This is a genomic window from Providencia sp. LY12, assembly GCF_057621555.1.
Genome location: NZ_CM172594.1, coordinates 3,421,699 through 3,438,559, shown reverse-complemented (window position 1 = coordinate 3,438,559; position 16,861 = coordinate 3,421,699). Strand labels below are relative to the sequence as shown.

The window sequence follows — 16,861 nt, the reverse complement described above, 5'->3', positions numbered from 1 at the left end:
TTACTATTTTGCATGCCCTATGCATTAGGAAAAAGTAACCTTGAGTTGGCAAAACAAGCCGAACAATTACCTCGCCTTGTTGTTTATGATTCATCTTATCGCCAGATAGATTACCCCAATGGGGATGTTCCCAGCCATTATGGTGTCTGTTCTGATGTTGTGATACGCAGTTATCGTAAGCTGGGTATTGATCTTCAAAAACAGCTTCATGAAGATATAAAGAAAAACTTTAGCCAGTATCCAAGCCAAAAAATGTGGGGGCTTCGTAAGCCTGATACCAATATTGATCATCGGCGAGTTCCTAACTTAGAAACCTTTTTTGCTCGAAAAGGTACTGTTAAACCTATTACGTTAAAAGGGGAGGATTATTTGCCCGGCGATATTGTTTCATGGCGTTTAGATAACGGTCGTCCACATATAGGAATTGTGACATCCATCAAAGCATCGAATAGCCATTATTACTTAGTGATGCACAATATTGGATATGGACAAGTCGCTGAGGCCGTCTTGTTTAAATGGAAGATAGTTGGGCATTATTCATATTAATATTTTTATTTCAATGAGTTGTAATGGAATTTTATTTTATCATTTATGAATGAGTCACTTTTCTTTTACCGGAGAAAGTACTTTAATATCTCAAAGTGATTAATTTTTTTTGTTAATTTTCGAATTATATGCAATTTATTGTATTGGTTGTTATTGGTATTAAACTATATTTACTAAGTGTAAAGCACGGCGATGAACAGGTTTTATTTATCGAGCTGTTTTATTTCTTAAGGATTTTAAATCATGAAAAATATAGTTATTGTGGGTGGTGGTACTGGCGGTACCATGTTAGCTAATATTTTGGCTAGAAAACTTAATAAAGACATTTTTTCTCAAAAAATAAAAATAACGTTAATAACAGATAATCCGATACATTATTATAAACCTGCATTTATGTATGTGGCTTTTAATATGTTCTTTAAAGAAGAACTAAGCCGACCTGAGCGTGAATTATTAAGACCAGAAATTGAATTAGTCATTGATAAAGTTGACTCATTTGATTTTAAAAATAAAGAATTATACTCAAGAAATAATAAAAAATATCACTATGACTATTTAGTCGTTGCCACAGGGTGTATCCCTAGACCTGAGCGTATTGAAGGATTAAAGGAAATGGGTAACCATTTTTATGCCTATGATGCCTCGCGTAAATTAGCCGATCAATTATCTAAGATTGAAAAAGGTCGTATTTTTATTACCGTTTCATTTCCTGAAACACCAAACGTTCCCCATCAGTGTGGTATAGCGCCGATGGAAACAACACTCATGATTGATGAGTTTTTACGTAAACGTCGAGTTAGAGATAATATTGAAATTGTTTATACCTATCCAACGGTTGCACAATTACTGCGTAATTGTTTATTCATGCAACAGCCGGTTTGCGAAGTCATTCCTGAAGTGTTTGTATCTCGAAATATTAAAGCTCAAAGAGGGTTTACTTTAAATAAAGTCGACCCAGATAAGAAATTAGCTTATTCCAAAGAAGGTGATGAGCAGCCTTTCGATTTATTAATTAGCACTCCACCTATTACCGCAGTAGAGGCGGTCGTAAATACCGGATTAAGTGAACACAATAATGGTGAAGGTTGGTTACCGACTGACCATGAAACTATGCAAGTCTATGGTGTTGAAGGTGTTTATGTTATTGGTGATACAGTTGATTTACCAATTAGTAAAGCCGGGGGGAGCTGCCATAACCAAGCTGCAATTATTGCTGATAATATTTGTGGTGAGTTAATTTATGGTTACCCAGCGGCTATTTATGATGGTCGAGTACAAGCTGTTGCTCAAATGGGATTAACAGCGGGTATGCCTTTGCAATACGATTACAAGCACGATGTTATTCCGACTCCGCCAACAAAGCTCGGTGGATTACTAAGAAATGGCTTCAATAGAGGTATTTATTGGGCAGCAATCCGTGGCTTAGTTTAATAAGGAATCAAAAATGTCGAATAATGAAAGTCAAAGTAAACTGGTTGAACTATTAAGTTCAGAATCCGGTAATCATCTTGCTGAAAAATTAGCGCCGTTATTACATTTAAATCGCTTAGATAATATTGTGGATCTGCTTTCACTAGTGTCTGACCTTGTCGATATATTAGATAACAGTACAGTAGAACGATTATCAAATTCTTTTGAAGATACTTTAGTGCCTGTATGGGAATTAGGTACTGCCTACAATATGGCAAAAATGGAAGGAATACATGATAGTAAAAATCCTAACTTTCGCTCAGTGTATGGATTATTAAAAGATCCAAATACATTGCGTGGAATTACGACGCTTTTGCGAACAATGCAAATTGTCGGTTCTCGATTATCTCAATCCCAAGGAGGGTAATTTTTCGGAGGTGGTATGAGTTTAGATATAAAACGTTCTTTCGAAACACGGGCAATTCATAGTCACTATAATGCACAAGATCATTTAGGTTCATTGGCATCGCCAATTTATCAAACATCGACTTATGTATTTAAAAGTGTCGAAGAGGGGGCTGCTTGTTTTAGTGGTGAAAAAGATGGCTATATTTATACCCGAATTAATAACCCAACATTAAATCTATTAGAAAATAGAATTGCCTCTCTCGAAGAGGGAGAGGCAGCAATTGTGTTCTCGTCAGGAATGGGCGCAATCACAGCAACATTTTGGACATTACTAAATCCGGGTGATGAACTGTTAGTCGACTTAACCGTATATGGCTGTACTTATGCCTTTTTTCATCATGGATTAGCTCGATTTGGTGTGAAAGTTAAGCACATTGATATGAGTGACCCTGAGAGTGTCGCGCAGGCCATTACGGAAAATACGCGCATGATATTCTTTGAGTCGCCTGCTAACCCGAATATGCGTTTGGTGGACATTGCGGCGGTGAGCGAAATTGCTCATCGACATAATATCTTAGTGGCAGTCGATAACACCTATTGCACGCCGTATATTCAAACACCACTGACATTGGGGGCGGATATTGTGCTGCACTCGTTGACCAAGTACATGAATGGTCATGGGGATGCTATGGGGGGAGCGGTAGCCACAACGGCAGAGTGCGCAAAACTGATTCGATTAGTGGGGTTGAAAGATATGACGGGAGCATGTTTATCTCCTCATGACGCTAACCTGATTATTCGAGGGATGAAAACCTTGTCTGTTCGTATGGAGAGGATAGTCCAGAGCACACAGAAAATTGCTGAATATTTAGAAGTGAACCCAAAAGTCGCTACCATTATGTACCCGGGTTTGCCGAGTTTTGAGCAGTACCATTTAGCTCAAAAGCAGATGAAATTAGCCGGAGGCATGATTGCATTTGAGCTAAAAGGGGGGCTGGAAGCAGGCAAGCGGTTCTTAAACCATTTAACGCTGTTCTCTAGGGCGGTGAGTTTGGGAGATTGCGAGTCATTGGCGCAGCATCCTGCCAGTATGACCCATTCGACCTATACACCGGAAGAAAGGCTGCAATATGGCATTAGTGATGGGCTGATTCGACTATCTATTGGTTTAGAAAATGTCGATGAGTTAATTGCAGATATTGAACAGGCGCTTGCGTCAGCGTGATGTAGTAGAACTAACGGTTCCATAAAATCAAAAATCATTAAAAAAACAGCCCTAGATCTGTTCGATGTAGGGCTGTTTTATTGATCTCTTAATGAAAAGGGATCAACGTTTTTGGTAATAACGCATCGCAAAGAAAGTGATACTGAGTAAAGCCACCCACACAAAGCCTACGATCAGCGCCACTTGCGTATCTTTAAAGAAGCCTAATAAAGCGATAACAAACACCATAAATGCGATAGTGATTGCAGGTCCCACAGGCCAGAAAGGTACTGGGAATTTCAGCTTTTTGACTTCTTCTTGGCTCATTTTACGGCGCATTGCTACTTGAGACAGTAAGATCATTAACCAGACCCATACCGTTGCGAAGGTCGCAATTGACGCGATAATCACGAAGATTTTTTCAGGTAACAGGTAGTTTAGGTAAACCCCTAATAACATCACCACGGACATCACCAGCACTGTTACCCATGGCACACCGCTTTTGGTCAGTTTAGTAAAGACTTTCGGTGCTTGCCCATCTTGAGCCATACCATACATCATGCGACCTGCGCCAAAAATATCACTGTTGATAGCGGAAATTGCAGCTGTGATCACCACGATATTCAGGATATTGGCTGCGGATTGAATACCTAAACTATCGAAGATTTGGACAAACGGACTACCGTTTTGACCGATTTGATTCCATGGGTAGATACACATCAGGATAAACAGTGTTAATCCATAGAATAATAGGATACGGATAGGCACCGCATTGATAGCTTTCGGAATGGTTTTTTCAGGATTTTGCGCTTCACTTGCCGTGATACCAATCACCTCAATCCCACCAAAAGCAAACATCACTATTGCGAGAGAGGCAATCACCCCTTCAATGCCATTTGGCATAAAGCCGCCATGCTCCCATAAGTTTTGGATACCCACTTCATGGTTAGTTTCTTGACCAAAACCGTAGATCATCAAGAAGGCACCGCCTACAATCATGGCAATAATGGCGCTGACTTTAATAATTGATAGCCAGAATTCCATTTCACCGAAAATCTTAACGTGGCAAAGATTGAGGGCGCTAATAAATAGCACGATACTCAATACCCATACCCATTGGTCGACATGCGGGAACCAGAAGCCCATATACATCCCGAAGGCGGTAATATCGGCTAAACAGACCACCAGCATTTCAAATACGTAGTTCCAGCCGGTTAAAAAACCCGCTAGAGGACCCATATAATGGCTTGCGTAGTGAGAGAATGAACCTGGGACTGGATGATGAACCGCCATTTCGCCGAGAGCGCGCATCACCATAAATACGGCGGCACCACCTAGCATGTAGGCTAGTAACACTGCGGGACCTGCTGCCTGAATCGCAGACGCAGAACCGTAGAATAGCCCAGTACCAATCGCTGACCCTAAGGCCATAAAGCGAATGTGCCGGACACTCAGCCCCTTTCTGAGTTGATTTTGTTCACTACTTTGCATGTCTTTTCCTGTCATTGACTTTATTTCGAAATATTGTACCGAATATTGTTTCGGTTTCGTTGTTTGAGTTGACGTACTTTCCTGAACGCAGGGTGACTACATTATCACAAAGTGCATTGCCCGCGAGATAGATATCTGCAATATAATATGCGCCAAATGGAATCTTCTAGGAGCAATATGAAATACCCAATTAATGAAATCTTCCAAACTTTACAGGGGGAAGGTGTTTTTACTGGCGTCCCTGCTGTTTTTATTCGTTTGCAAGGCTGTCCAGTTGGCTGTAGTTGGTGCGATACCAAACAGACCTGGGACAAAGAGCCCGCGAAGGAATCCACATTGGGTGATATTGCATTAAAAACACAAGACAGTGATTTATGGGCAATGTCCGATGCCGAAAGCTTAATCCAACTGATGCAACAAAACGGCTATACCGCAAAACACATTGTGATAACGGGTGGAGAGCCGTGCATTTATGATTTAACGAACTTAACGCAATCCCTTGAAGCGAATGGGTTTCAATGCCAGATTGAAACCAGCGGCACTTACCCAATCATCTGCACTGAAAATACCTGGGTCACTGTCTCGCCGAAAGTGGGTATGAAAGGTGGATTGCAAGTACTCGAACAGGCGATTAATCGTGCCAATGAAATCAAGCATCCTGTAGCGCGTGAAAAGGATATTGAAGCCCTTGATCAGCTATTATCTTTGCGAACTCAGGGTGAGCCACCGATTGTGGCGCTTCAGCCTATTAGCCAAAAAGTGTCAGCGACGAAGTTATGTATCGATACCTGCATTCAACGCAACTGGCGGCTATCCATTCAAACCCATAAATATCTGAATATTCAGTAATCATTATGTCTTTGAGCTGTAGGTGATAACTTACAGCTCAGCACCTATTTGGTTCAGGCTTCTCCGCGATACACGCAGCCTGCATTGCAGGTTTCTTTAACCGTAATGGCGCTTAATAGTGGCAACAGTGGCTTGGTTTGCTGCCAAATCCAGCGAGCAAGTACTTCACTGGTTGGGTTTTCTAACCCTTCAATCTCATTTAAATAGTGATGGTCTAGACGCTCATAGATAGGTTTAAAGGCGCTTTTCACATCAGCAAAATCCATGATCCATCCCGTATGCGCATCAATTTCACCCGTGATTTCTAAGCGCACCATGAAAGAGTGCCCATGCAGGCGACCACATTTATGCCCCTCGGGTACATGAGGAAGGCGGTGGGCTGCTTCAAAGTGAAAATCTTTGTAGATGGTTGTGCTCATAAATTTCTCCTTACTAATGTTTAGTAGCGTATTCTACTGTTATTTTTACTCAAAATGTCGTTATTTATCGATTTCTGGCTAATCTTTTTATTCGATATTCATCATCGAATATTTTCTTTAGGATTTTTAGCTATTAGTTATGGCTATAGTTTCTTATCTTCCTAGTTATGGCTGTTATAACCTTTATCTTCATTTGGGATAGAGAATGGCATATATAACGTTTTATTGACTATTCAATGATGGATCACGTTGGAGTGACAAAATAATGCAAAACAAGCAACCTCCATTATCAGCATTACCGATTTCGACGGAGCAATTAGGGCGCTTACAAACCGCAGTGGGGGATTATTCATCCCATCAACTGGCTTGGCTATCTGGCTATTTGTGGGGAATGGTGAATCAAAACAGTGCGCAAAGTGAATCTGTTCCTGCAAGCAATGCGCCTCAAGAAACCGTGACCATTATTTCAGCCTCCCAAACGGGTAATGCCCGTCGTTTAGCTGAGCAGCTTCGAGAAAAGCTACTGAGTGAGAAAATCAGTGCCAATTTAGTCAATGCTGGTGATTACAAGTTTAAGCAGATCAACCAAGAGAAAGTGGTGATCGTTGTGGCATCCACCCAAGGTGAAGGGGAGCCAGCTGAAGAGGCCGTTGCATTACATAAATATTTGAATTCGAAGAAAGCCCCCGATCTTTCATCCGCCCATTATGCGGTTTTTGCGCTTGGCGATTCTTCTTATGAGCATTTTTGCCAAGCAGGAAAAGATTTCGATAGCCAGTTTGAGAAACTCGGGGCGAGTGCGTTGCTTCCTCGGGTCGATGCGGATGTTGAATATCAGGCATTGGCAGACGAGTGGGTAAGCTCTTTGACGCAGATTTTAAAAGCACGAGTACCTGCTCAGTCAGATAGCCAGCTCATCAATACTCAATCTGGCAGTGTGAATCAGCTCGATTCTTCCCCATACACCAAAACGGCGCCATTAACCGCCTCGCTGTTGAGTAACCAAAAGATCACGGGGCGCGGATCGGACAAAGATGTGCGCCATATTGAGATTGATTTGGGGAATTCTGGTTTACGCTATCAGCCGGGAGATGCACTAGGCGTGTGGTTTGATAATGACCCTGCGTTAGTGGATGATCTGATTAGCCTGTTATGGCTACAAGGGGATGAAAACGTATTTATTGGTCAACAGCGCCATTCGCTGCGTGATGCGTTAACTTACCAACTGGAACTGACCCAAAATACCCATTTGATCGTCGAAAAATACGCTCAGTTATCCAAAGACGATAGCTTATTAGGCTTGATCAGCGATAAGCCAGCCATTATGCAGTATGCGCAAACCACGCCGATCGTCGATATGGTACGCCAAGCGGCGGCTCAACCAAGTGCACAAGAGTTTGTGGATTTACTGCGTCCATTAACGCCACGCTTGTATTCCATTTCATCTTCACAGGCAGAAGCGACTGATGAAGTTCATGCCACCGTTGGTGTTGTGCGCTATGAGATTGATGGACGTCCAAGAACAGGTGGTGCTTCTGGCTTCTTAGCGGATCGTCTCAATGAAGGTGATGAACTGCGGGTGTTTATTGAACATAACGATAATTTCCGGCTACCCGCAGACTCAAATACTCCCGTGATAATGATTGGTCCGGGAACGGGGATTGCCCCATTCCGCGCTTTCTTACAACAACGTGATAACGACGGTAGCGAAGGTAAAAACTGGCTGTTTTTCGGTAATCCGCATTTTGTTGACGATTTCTTATATCAAGTCGAATGGCAGCGTTATGTCAAAGACGGTTTGCTGACCCATATTTCATTAGCGTGGTCGCGGGATCAGGCTGAAAAAGTGTATGTGCAAGACAAATTGCGCGAACAAGGTAGCGAAGTGTGGGACTGGATCCAGCAAGGCGCACATATTTATGTGTGTGGGGATGCAAATCGCATGGCGAAAGATGTGGAACAAGCATTATTGGATGTCATCAGCGAGCACGGGCACATGGATGAAGAGCAAGCGGATGACTTTTTAAGTGAGCTGCGTGTGATGCGCCGTTATCAGAGGGACGTTTATTAATGAGCAATGAACATCAAAAAGCTGCACCTCAGCCGGCCTTAGTGGTTGAAGGAAAGCTCGCTGACAGCGAGCGGATGAAGCAGCAAAGTAACTATTTACGAGGCACTATCAAAGACGATCTCAAAAACGGCTTAACAGGCGGTTTTGACGGAGATAACTTCTTGCTGATCCGTTTTCACGGAATGTATCAACAAGATGACAGAGATATTCGCGCAGAGCGAGCAGAGCAGAAGCTAGAACCGCGTCATGCCATGATGCTGCGTTGTCGCTTACCGGGAGGCATCATTACCCCGAAACAGTGGCTCGATATTGATAGATTTGCCTCTGAGCACACGCTGTACGGCAGCATTCGTATTACCAACCGCCAAACATTCCAGTTTCACGGTATTCTCAAAGGGGATGTGAAGCCGGCGCACCAAATGCTCAGCCATGTTGGGCTGGATGCGTTAGCTACCGCCAATGACGTAAACCGTAACGTACTGTGTACGTCTAACCCTGTGCAGTCTGAACTGCATCAGCAAGCCTATGAATGGGCGAAAAAAATCTCTGAGCATTTGCTACCTCGCACCAGTGCGTATGCTGAGATTTGGTTGGATAAAGAAAAGATTGTGACCACCGATGAAGAGCCGATTTTAGGGCAAACCTATCTTCCTCGGAAATTTAAAACTACCGTGGTGATCCCGCCATTGAATGATGTGGATCTCCATGCCAATGATATGAACTTTGTGGCGATTGCTGAAAATGGGCAATTGGTTGGTTTTAACGTGCTGGTGGGCGGCGGTTTGGCGATGACCCACGGCGATACCAACACGTTCCCACGTCTTGCCAGTGAATTTGGTTTTATTCCCTTAGATAAAACCTTGGCAATTGCTGAAGCGATTGTCACTACGCAGCGTGATTGGGGAAACCGGACTGATCGTAAAAATGCCAAAACCAAATACACCCTTGAGCGAGTTGGGATTGAGGTGTTTAAAGCGGAAGTGGAAAAACGAGCTGGCGTGCAGTTTGACGCTATTCGTCCTTACCAATTTACGGAGCGTGGCGACCAAATTGGTTGGTTAAAAGGCATTGATAACCGCTGGCATTTAACCTTATTTGTGGAGAATGGGCGCTTAATCGACTTAGGGGATAAACCGTTAAAAACCGGCGTCGCCGAGATCGCTAAAATCCATAAAGGGGACTTTCGCCTGACAGCCAATCAGAACTTAATTGTGGCGGGGATTGAGGAAGAAGACAAAGCGGCAATAGAGAAAATTGCTATTGAGCACGGTTTGATGAGCAATGAAGTGACGCGTCAGCGTGAAAACTCGATGGCGTGTGTCTCTTTCCCAACCTGTCCGCTAGCGATGGCAGAAGCGGAGCGCTTTTTGCCGGAGTTCGTCACGCAAGTTGAAAACATCATGGCGGCGCATCATGTGGCGGATGATCATATTGTTTTACGGGTTACGGGCTGCCCAAATGGTTGTGGTCGCGCGATGCTGGCGGAAGTGGGATTGGTGGGTAAAGCCCTCGACCGTTATAACTTGCATCTAGGTGGAAACCGTATTGGTACGCGTATTCCTCGGATGTATAAGGAAAATATCAGTAGCGCAGAAATTTTAGCCATCATGGATGAGCTGATTGGTCGCTGGGCAAAAGAGCGTCAATCGAATGAAGGTTTTGGTGACTACCTGATCCGCGCTAACGTCGTGAAGCCGGTACTCAACTCAGCTATCGATTTTTACGAGGTCAAGGAGGCGGTATGAGCCGACTTCAATTAGCACAAGTTCAGTCGTTAGATAAACAGGATCAAGTCGCTTATTTAGCAGAGTTCAACGCGAAACTTGAAGAGATGACCGCACTAGCTCGCGTTGAATGGGCGGTTGAACATCTTCCTGCTGAATTCGTGTTGTCATCAAGCTTTGGCATCCAAGGTGCTTTGGCGCTGCACTTAGTCACGCAAGTGGTCCCCAATATTCCTGTGATTTTAACGGATACGGGTTATCTATTTCCTGAAACCTACCAGTTTATTGAGCAGTTAACGGAACGGTTAAACTTAAACTTGAAAGTGTATCGAGCGGAAACCAGCCCAGCTTGGCAAGAAGCCATTCATGGGCAATTGTGGACTCAAGGGATTGAAGGAATTGAGCGTTATAACCAATTAAACAAAGTGGAGCCTATGACGCGGGCGCTGCATGAATTGGAGGCGCAAAGCTGGTTTTCAGGATTAAGACGAGAACAATCGGCGAGCCGAGCGGCGTTACCCGTGCTGAGTATTGGGCGCGGGATTTTTAAAATTCTGCCAGTGATTGATTGGAATAATAAAGAGGTTTATCAGTATCTGACCAAACATAATTTACCCTACCATCCATTATGGGAAAAAGGGTATTTATCAGTGGGAGATACTCATACCAGTCGTCCATGGGAACCCGGTATGAGTGAAGAGCAAACTCGTTTCTTTGGTTTAAAGCGTGAATGCGGGCTACATGAAAATTAATGCTTTTTCAGAAAATTAAAGACTTGGTTTAAATAATTAATTACTTGTATTACTAATAAGTAAAAAACTAATTTATTTGTTTAATAACAAAGGGATGCCTTTATCTAAAATAAGGGTGTCCCTTTATTTTTTATTTATGTCAAATCGCGGAAGATAGGCTTAATTTACTGGGTTTTCCCCACTTTATTTAGCTTATGCCTTTCTGTTCCTATTCATGCTTTTTTGTCATTTCAAAGTGACCAATTCACGCCATATAGTCAATTTCATTGCTCTTATAATTAAAATGTTGGATGGAAGCGATTTATGGATTACCTACCCTTATTTGTGAGTGTGCGAGAAAGACAAGTTGTCTTGATTGGCGGCGGTGTGGTCGCCGCACGTAAAGCCGAATTATTATTGAAAGCCCATGCCTCGCTGGTGGTGATTTCCCCTGAACTTTGCGAAAGCTTGCAGTTGGCTTATCAACAAAAACAATTGCACTGGGTACAGCAACCTTATCAAGCTTATCACCTTGATGATGCTTACTTGGTGATTGCTGCCACGGATGACCAAGCGCTCAATGAGAAAGTTTTTCATGATGCACAGCAGAGACATATTTTTGTCAATGTGGTGGATGACCAGCCCCTCTGTTCCTTTATTGTTCCCTCGATTATCGACCGTTCTCCCATTATGGTGGCGATTTCATCGGGTGGCACCGCGCCTGTGTTAGCAAAATTATTACGGGAAAAACTGGAAACCTTGCTGCCAACATCGTTGGGTAAAATGGCGGAGATTGCAGGGCGCTGGCGTGAGCGCGTAAAGCAGAATTTGACCAAGCTCAGTGAGCGTAAACGTTTTTGGGAATTGAGTTTTAGCGGGCGCTTTGCCTCTTTGGTGGAAAGCGGGCAACTGGATGATGCAGAAAAGCAGCTGGAGCAACAGCTAGCGAAGCCGGATAACCAAGGGGAGTTAACCTTAGTGGGGGCTGGACCGGGTGATGCGGGGCTACTAACACTTAAAGGCTTGAGAGTTCTGCAAAATGCGGATGTGGTGCTGTATGACCATCTGGTGAGCACGGAAATCCTTGATCTTGTTCGCCGTGATGCAGACAAAGTCTGTGTGGGTAAGCGAGCAGGAAATCATAGCGTTTCCCAAGAGGAAACTAATCAATTGATCGTCAACTATGCCCAGCAAGGCAAAAAGGTAGTGCGTTTAAAAGGTGGGGATCCGTTTATTTTTGGTCGTGGTGGTGAAGAGTTGCAAGTTGCTGCCGAAGCCAACATTCCTTTTCAAGTTGTACCCGGTATCACCGCCGCTATTGGTGCGGCGGCTTATGCGGGGATCCCACTGACCCACAGAGAACACGCGCAGAGTATCACGTTTATTACCGGACATTGCCGACAAGAAGGAGCAGAGTTGGACTGGCAAGCATTAGCACGCGGCCACCAAACACTGGCTATCTACATGGGTACTGTGACAGCCGCCAATATTCGCCAGCAGCTTATTCAATATGGCCGTCATCGAGATACCCCCGTTGCGGTGATTGGCTGTGGGACTCGGCAAAATCAAAAAGTGATTGTGGGGGCTTTGCATGAATTGGAGTCATTGGCTCAGCAAGCGCCAGCCCCTGCATTAATCGTCATTGGTGAAGTGGCGGCATTACATCAACAGCTGGCGTGGTTTGGTCAGCAACCCGAAACCATTCAATGGCGCTCAGCCGTGCTGGAATTGGCTTAATCGAGGAGTAAATCGTGAACGAAAAAAAATTAACCCACTTACAGCAATTAGAAGCGGAAAGTATTCATATTATTCGTGAAGTGGCGGCGGAATTTGCTAACCCTGTGATGCTCTATTCCATTGGTAAAGACTCATCCGTGATGCTGCATTTGGCTCGAAAAGCATTTTACCCTGGGACTATCCCTTTCCCTTTGCTGCATGTGGATACCGGATGGAAATTTCGTGAAATGTACCAGTTCCGTGATGAGACGGCGAAAAAATACGGTTTTGAATTATTGATTCACCGAAATCCTGAGGGGGAGCGTCTTGGTATCAACCCGTTTGTTCATGGTAGCGCGAAACATACCGACATCATGAAAACTGAGGGCTTAAAGCAGGCGTTAGATAAATATGGTTTTGATGCTGCGTTCGGTGGGGCTAGGCGTGATGAAGAAAAATCACGCGCAAAAGAACGAATTTATTCATTCCGTGACCGCTCGCATCGCTGGGATCCAAAGAACCAACGACCGGAACTTTGGCACAATTACAACGGACAAATTAATAAAGGGGAAAGTATCCGCGTTTTCCCGTTATCTAATTGGACTGAACTGGATATTTGGCAATATATCTACTTGGAAAACATCGATATTGTCCCACTCTATTTTGCGGATGAACGTCCTGTGATTGAGCGCGATGGCACCTTAATCATGGTGGATGATGGGCGCATAGAGCTAAAAGCGGGAGAGGTCATCGCCAAGAAAAAAGTCCGTTTTCGGACATTAGGCTGCTGGCCATTGACGGGAGCCGTGCCGTCGAATGCCAGCACACTACCTGAAATTATCGAAGAGATGTTGCTATCCACCACCAGTGAACGCCAAGGGCGTTTGATTGATAGTGACCAATCCGCCTCTATGGAGCTGAAAAAGCGCCAAGGCTATTTTTAATTAATCGGTGAGGAGAGCAACATCATGGCTGAATTAGCGTATAACGACGCAATGGCGCATCAAATTCAACAGCAAGGTGGCGTAGAAGCTTACTTGCTGGCTCAGCAACATAAGGGATTATTGCGATTTCTTACCTGTGGCAATGTGGATGATGGGAAAAGTACCTTGATTGGACGCTTGCTGCATGACACTCAACAAATCTACCAAGATCAATTGTCAGTTTTACAAAGCGACAGTAAGCGGATAGGGACTCAAGGCGAGAAATTGGATCTGGCATTGCTGGTGGATGGATTAGCGGCTGAACGCGAGCAGGGGATCACCATCGATGTGGCATATCGCTATTTTTCGACGGAAAAACGCAAGTTTATCATCGCGGATACCCCGGGACATGAACAATATACCCGCAATATGGCGACAGGTGCATCAACGTGCTCACTCTCTATTCTGTTGATCGATGCTCGAAAAGGCATTCAAGAGCAAACGCGACGCCACAGTTTTATTAGTACGCTCTTGGGGATCCGTCATTTGATCGTCGCGGTGAATAAGATGGATCTGGTGGATTATAGTCAGTCCGTGTTTGATAAAATTCAGCAAGATTACCAGCAATTTGCGCAGCAACTTCCGGTAGATTTAAACGTCTGGTTTGTGCCAATCTCTGCACTGGATGGGGACAACATCGTATCGCCAAGCGAGAATTTGCAATGGTATCAAGGGGAAACGTTATTGTCGTTACTGGAAACGGTGCAAGTCACTCAGACGGCCGCTGACCAGCCATTGCGTTTTCCTGTGCAATATGTGAATCGTCCAAACTTAGATTTTCGTGGCTACAGTGGCACCGTGTCATCGGGGGTTGTACAGGTAGGGCAACGAGTAAAAGTGCTGCCTTCAGGAAGCGTTTCAACCATCAAAGAGATTGTGACATTTTCCGGTAACCCGACTTCAGCCATTGCGGGTGAGGCGATTACGATAGTACTAAACGATGAGATTGATATCAGTCGCGGCGATTTAATTGTCGCTGAAAATGAGGAGCTGCTTGCGAGTCAGCATGCATTAGTGGATGTGGTGTGGATGTCAGAACAGCCGCTGGTGCAAGGTCAACAAGTGGATATTAAAGTGGCAGGCAAGCGAAGCCGAGGCAAAGTTGAAAACATTCAGTATCAAGTGGATGTGAATAACTTAACTCAGAAAGTGGCCACTGAACTGCCATTGAACGGCATAGGTTTGGTGGAGTTTTCATTCGATGAACCGTTACTACTGGAAAATTACCAAAATAATGGGGATACCGGTGGGATGATTTTGATTGATAGGCTAACAAACGTGACGGTGGGGGCAGGGCTAGTTCGAGAAGCGCAGCCAGAAGAAACGGTACACCGTGGTGAATTTAGCCAATTCGAAATTGAGCTTAACCAACTGATCCGCCGCCACTTCCCTCATTGGGGTGCCCGCGATGTGTTAGGTGGGAAGTAACGTTATGGATACATTGGAAAATGGTCGGTCGGAGAATATTGTTTGGCATTCCCATAATGTGACTCGGCAATGGCGAGAGCAGCACAATGGTCACAAAGGCGCAGTGCTGTGGTTGACGGGCTTATCGGGATCAGGAAAGTCCACGCTGGCGGGGGCGATAGAGACACAATTGGCGAATTTGGGGATCAAAACCTATCTTCTAGATGGAGATAATGTTCGCCATGGATTATGTCGTGACCTTGGGTTTAGTGATGGGGATCGGCAGGAAAATATTCGACGAATTGGCGAAGTTGCAAAGTTAATGGTGGATGCGGGGCTGATTGTGGCTACGGCGTTTATTTCTCCCTATCAAGAAGATAGACAGCGAGTTCGCGAATTGTTTGAACCTGATCAGTTCTATGAGTTGTATGTGGATACGCCCATTGAAGTTTGTGAAAAGCGAGATCCCAAAGGGTTATATCAGCAAGCACGAGCAGGGAAAATATCTCATTTCACGGGGATTGATTCGCCTTATCAACCACCACAAAATCCAGAACTGCACCTTGATGGCCTGCGTCCTATTCATGACTCTTTAGCGCAGGTGATTCAACTGCTGCAACAGCGAAATATCATTTCTATAGCAAATTGATTTTACATAAATATCATCCTTTTCTACATTTATAGGGAATTGGGTGATATTTAATCTCTTCTAGCGCGAACAATTCTGACTTTTTTAGACAATATTTGCATCGCAGTAGCGTCATGCGCTTAGTTATGGGATGATTAGCAAATCATTTCAGGGGGCAAGATGGGTAAATTAACGCTACTATTAATTGCGATATTAGCTTGGTTACAATATTCCTTATGGTTAGGCAAAAATGGCATCCATGACTATGTCAAAGTCAAGGATGATGTTGCTGCGCAGGAAATTGTGAATACGCGTTTAAAACAGCGTAATGAGCAGCTATTTGCAGAAATCAATGACTTGAATGATGGTCAGGATGCAATTGAAGAACGCGCACGTAGCGAGTTAGGTATGCTAAAACCTGGGGAATCATTCTATCGAATGGTCAAAGAGCGTAATAATCCACCGTCATCTCAATAATCATCGTGTAGGGTCGACCACACCCAAGAGCCTGATAATTTCTGATGTAAGATTCGAATCATGATAAATCCAAGAACATCCAGCGCAGCACCGATTGTTGCGTTGATCCCCGCTGCCGGAGTGGGCAGTCGTATGAATGCAGATTGCCCAAAGCAATATTTGTCGATCGCAGGGAAAACCATTATTGAACACACCATTGATGCCTTATTGCGCAGTGGAGACGTACAAAAAATCGTGGTTGCATTAAGCGCTGAAGATGATTATTTCCATCACCTCGATATTGCCAAAGACCCTCGCGTTGTTACGGTTATCGGGGGGAAAGAGCGTGCAAATTCAGTATTATCAGGATTAAACTATCTGGTTTCGCAACCTGAGTATGATGATGCTTGGGTATTGGTGCATGATGCGGCGCGTCCGTGTCTGCATTTAGATGATTTAAATACTATTGTTCAGTTAGCCACTCAGAATGATTGTTGTGGAGGCATACTGGCGGCTCCGGTTCGGGATACGATGAAACGAGGCGTGGAGGGAACGCAAAGTATTTCCCATACTGTTGAGCGAGAAGCGCTCTGGCATGCCTTAACACCGCAGTTTTTCCCATTAGTATTACTACGTGACTGTTTAGATAAAGCATTGAAAGAAAATGCAGTAATCACGGATGAGGCTTCCGCACTTGAGCATTGCGGTTATCAACCGATATTAGTATCGGGGCGAGCTGATAACCTTAAGGTGACGCGACCAGAGGATTTGGCGCTGGCGGAATTTTATCTTTCAAGAATGAAATCATAAGGAAAAAA

Annotated in this window: 16 protein-coding genes; 14 read left to right on the top strand and 2 right to left on the bottom strand. The window is 44.2% G+C overall.

The window, feature by feature from the left end; translation table 11 throughout:
• Positions 1-12: 12 nt before the first annotated feature.
• The 4 genes from ACY3ZI_RS16415 (at position 13) to megL (ending at position 3,589) form a co-directional block, all read left to right on the top strand.
• Complete coding sequence (locus ACY3ZI_RS16415; RefSeq protein WP_487377552.1) at positions 13-546, top strand: DUF1287 domain-containing protein; 534 nt, start codon at positions 13-15, stop codon at positions 544-546.
• A 243-nt stretch (positions 547-789) separates the two neighbouring features.
• Positions 790-1,977, top strand: coding sequence for an NAD(P)/FAD-dependent oxidoreductase (locus ACY3ZI_RS16410; protein ID WP_487375534.1), 1,188 nt, complete (start codon positions 790-792; stop codon positions 1,975-1,977).
• A gap of 13 nt (positions 1,978-1,990) precedes the next feature.
• Entirely contained in the window at positions 1,991-2,383 is a 393-nt protein-coding gene (locus tag ACY3ZI_RS16405) for a helical membrane plugin domain-containing protein (protein WP_154627625.1), read from the top strand.
• A gap of 15 nt (positions 2,384-2,398) precedes the next feature.
• Positions 2,399-3,589 carry a methionine gamma-lyase gene (gene megL, locus ACY3ZI_RS16400; RefSeq protein WP_487375533.1) on the top strand — a complete coding sequence of 397 codons (1,191 nt, stop codon included), beginning with the start codon at positions 2,399-2,401 and terminating at the stop codon, positions 3,587-3,589.
• 102 nt (positions 3,590-3,691) lie between these two features.
• On the opposite strand, the gene ACY3ZI_RS16395 is transcribed toward megL, so the two are convergent.
• A complete protein-coding gene (locus tag ACY3ZI_RS16395) occupies positions 3,692-5,059 on the bottom strand; it encodes an amino acid permease (RefSeq protein WP_487375532.1) in 1,368 nt (455 codons plus the stop codon).
• Between the two features lie 177 nt (positions 5,060-5,236).
• On the opposite strand from ACY3ZI_RS16395, the gene queE reads away from it, so the two are divergent.
• Entirely contained in the window at positions 5,237-5,908 is a 672-nt protein-coding gene (gene queE / locus ACY3ZI_RS16390) for a 7-carboxy-7-deazaguanine synthase QueE (RefSeq protein WP_187129607.1), read from the top strand.
• A gap of 53 nt (positions 5,909-5,961) precedes the next feature.
• On the opposite strand, the gene queD is transcribed toward queE, so the two are convergent.
• The gene (gene queD / locus ACY3ZI_RS16385; protein WP_036955790.1) at positions 5,962-6,327 is read right to left on the bottom strand and encodes a 6-carboxytetrahydropterin synthase QueD; all 366 of its coding nucleotides are present in this window, start codon (positions 6,325-6,327) and stop codon (positions 5,962-5,964) included.
• Positions 6,328-6,592: 265 nt separating this feature from the next.
• Here queD and cysJ point away from each other — a divergent pair, with 265 nt between their 5' ends.
• From cysJ to ispD, 9 genes are all read left to right on the top strand, one after another.
• The gene (gene cysJ / locus ACY3ZI_RS16380) at positions 6,593-8,398 is read left to right on the top strand and encodes an NADPH-dependent assimilatory sulfite reductase flavoprotein subunit (protein WP_487375531.1); all 1,806 of its coding nucleotides are present in this window, start codon (positions 6,593-6,595) and stop codon (positions 8,396-8,398) included.
• Positions 8,398-10,143 carry an assimilatory sulfite reductase (NADPH) hemoprotein subunit gene (gene cysI, locus ACY3ZI_RS16375; RefSeq protein WP_487375530.1) on the top strand — a complete coding sequence of 582 codons (1,746 nt, stop codon included), beginning with the start codon at positions 8,398-8,400 and terminating at the stop codon, positions 10,141-10,143. The genes cysJ and cysI overlap by 1 nt, the downstream gene beginning before the upstream one ends.
• Complete coding sequence (locus ACY3ZI_RS16370) at positions 10,140-10,874, top strand: phosphoadenylyl-sulfate reductase (RefSeq protein WP_487375529.1); 735 nt, start codon at positions 10,140-10,142, stop codon at positions 10,872-10,874. Before cysI ends, ACY3ZI_RS16370 begins: the two co-directional genes overlap by 4 nt.
• 303 nt (positions 10,875-11,177) lie before the next feature.
• The gene (cysG, locus tag ACY3ZI_RS16365; protein WP_036955777.1) at positions 11,178-12,590 is read left to right on the top strand and encodes a siroheme synthase CysG; all 1,413 of its coding nucleotides are present in this window, start codon (positions 11,178-11,180) and stop codon (positions 12,588-12,590) included.
• 14 nt (positions 12,591-12,604) lie between these two features.
• Entirely contained in the window at positions 12,605-13,513 is a 909-nt protein-coding gene (gene cysD, locus ACY3ZI_RS16360; protein WP_036955774.1) for a sulfate adenylyltransferase subunit CysD, read from the top strand.
• A gap of 24 nt (positions 13,514-13,537) precedes the next feature.
• Positions 13,538-14,980, top strand: a complete 1,443-nt coding sequence (gene cysN, locus ACY3ZI_RS16355; protein ID WP_487375528.1) for a sulfate adenylyltransferase subunit CysN — start codon at positions 13,538-13,540, stop codon at positions 14,978-14,980.
• Between the two features lie 4 nt (positions 14,981-14,984).
• A complete protein-coding gene (gene cysC, locus ACY3ZI_RS16350) occupies positions 14,985-15,608 on the top strand; it encodes an adenylyl-sulfate kinase (RefSeq protein WP_487375527.1) in 624 nt (207 codons plus the stop codon).
• A gap of 159 nt (positions 15,609-15,767) precedes the next feature.
• The gene (ftsB, locus tag ACY3ZI_RS16345) at positions 15,768-16,064 is read left to right on the top strand and encodes a cell division protein FtsB (protein WP_036955764.1); all 297 of its coding nucleotides are present in this window, start codon (positions 15,768-15,770) and stop codon (positions 16,062-16,064) included.
• Positions 16,065-16,124: 60 nt separating this feature from the next.
• Positions 16,125-16,853 (top strand): 2-C-methyl-D-erythritol 4-phosphate cytidylyltransferase, encoded by a 729-nt coding sequence (gene ispD, locus ACY3ZI_RS16340; protein WP_036955761.1) that lies wholly within the window; start codon positions 16,125-16,127, stop codon positions 16,851-16,853.
• Positions 16,854-16,861 lie beyond the last annotated feature (8 nt).

Bases quoted from the DNA above. Each gene is read 5' to 3' on its own strand.
- ACY3ZI_RS16415 (WP_487377552.1), top strand. From the start codon at position 13: ATGCCCTATGCATTAGGAAAAAGTAACCTTGAGTTGGCAAAACAAGCC.
- ACY3ZI_RS16410 (WP_487375534.1), top strand. From the start codon at position 790: ATGAAAAATATAGTTATTGTGGGTGGTGGTACTGGCGGTACCATGTTA.
- ACY3ZI_RS16405 (WP_154627625.1), top strand. From the start codon at position 1,991: ATGTCGAATAATGAAAGTCAAAGTAAACTGGTTGAACTATTAAGTTCA.
- megL (WP_487375533.1), top strand. From the start codon at position 2,399: ATGAGTTTAGATATAAAACGTTCTTTCGAAACACGGGCAATTCATAGT.
- ACY3ZI_RS16395 (WP_487375532.1), bottom strand. From the start codon at position 5,059: ATGCAAAGTAGTGAACAAAATCAACTCAGAAAGGGGCTGAGTGTCCGG.
- queE (WP_187129607.1), top strand. From the start codon at position 5,237: ATGAAATACCCAATTAATGAAATCTTCCAAACTTTACAGGGGGAAGGT.
- queD (WP_036955790.1), bottom strand. From the start codon at position 6,327: ATGAGCACAACCATCTACAAAGATTTTCACTTTGAAGCAGCCCACCGC.
- cysJ (WP_487375531.1), top strand. From the start codon at position 6,593: ATGCAAAACAAGCAACCTCCATTATCAGCATTACCGATTTCGACGGAG.
- cysI (WP_487375530.1), top strand. From the start codon at position 8,398: ATGAGCAATGAACATCAAAAAGCTGCACCTCAGCCGGCCTTAGTGGTT.
- ACY3ZI_RS16370 (WP_487375529.1), top strand. From the start codon at position 10,140: ATGAGCCGACTTCAATTAGCACAAGTTCAGTCGTTAGATAAACAGGAT.
- cysG (WP_036955777.1), top strand. From the start codon at position 11,178: ATGGATTACCTACCCTTATTTGTGAGTGTGCGAGAAAGACAAGTTGTC.
- cysN (WP_487375528.1), top strand. From the start codon at position 13,538: ATGGCTGAATTAGCGTATAACGACGCAATGGCGCATCAAATTCAACAG.
- cysC (WP_487375527.1), top strand. From the start codon at position 14,985: ATGGATACATTGGAAAATGGTCGGTCGGAGAATATTGTTTGGCATTCC.
- ftsB (WP_036955764.1), top strand. From the start codon at position 15,768: ATGGGTAAATTAACGCTACTATTAATTGCGATATTAGCTTGGTTACAA.
- ispD (WP_036955761.1), top strand. From the start codon at position 16,125: ATGATAAATCCAAGAACATCCAGCGCAGCACCGATTGTTGCGTTGATC.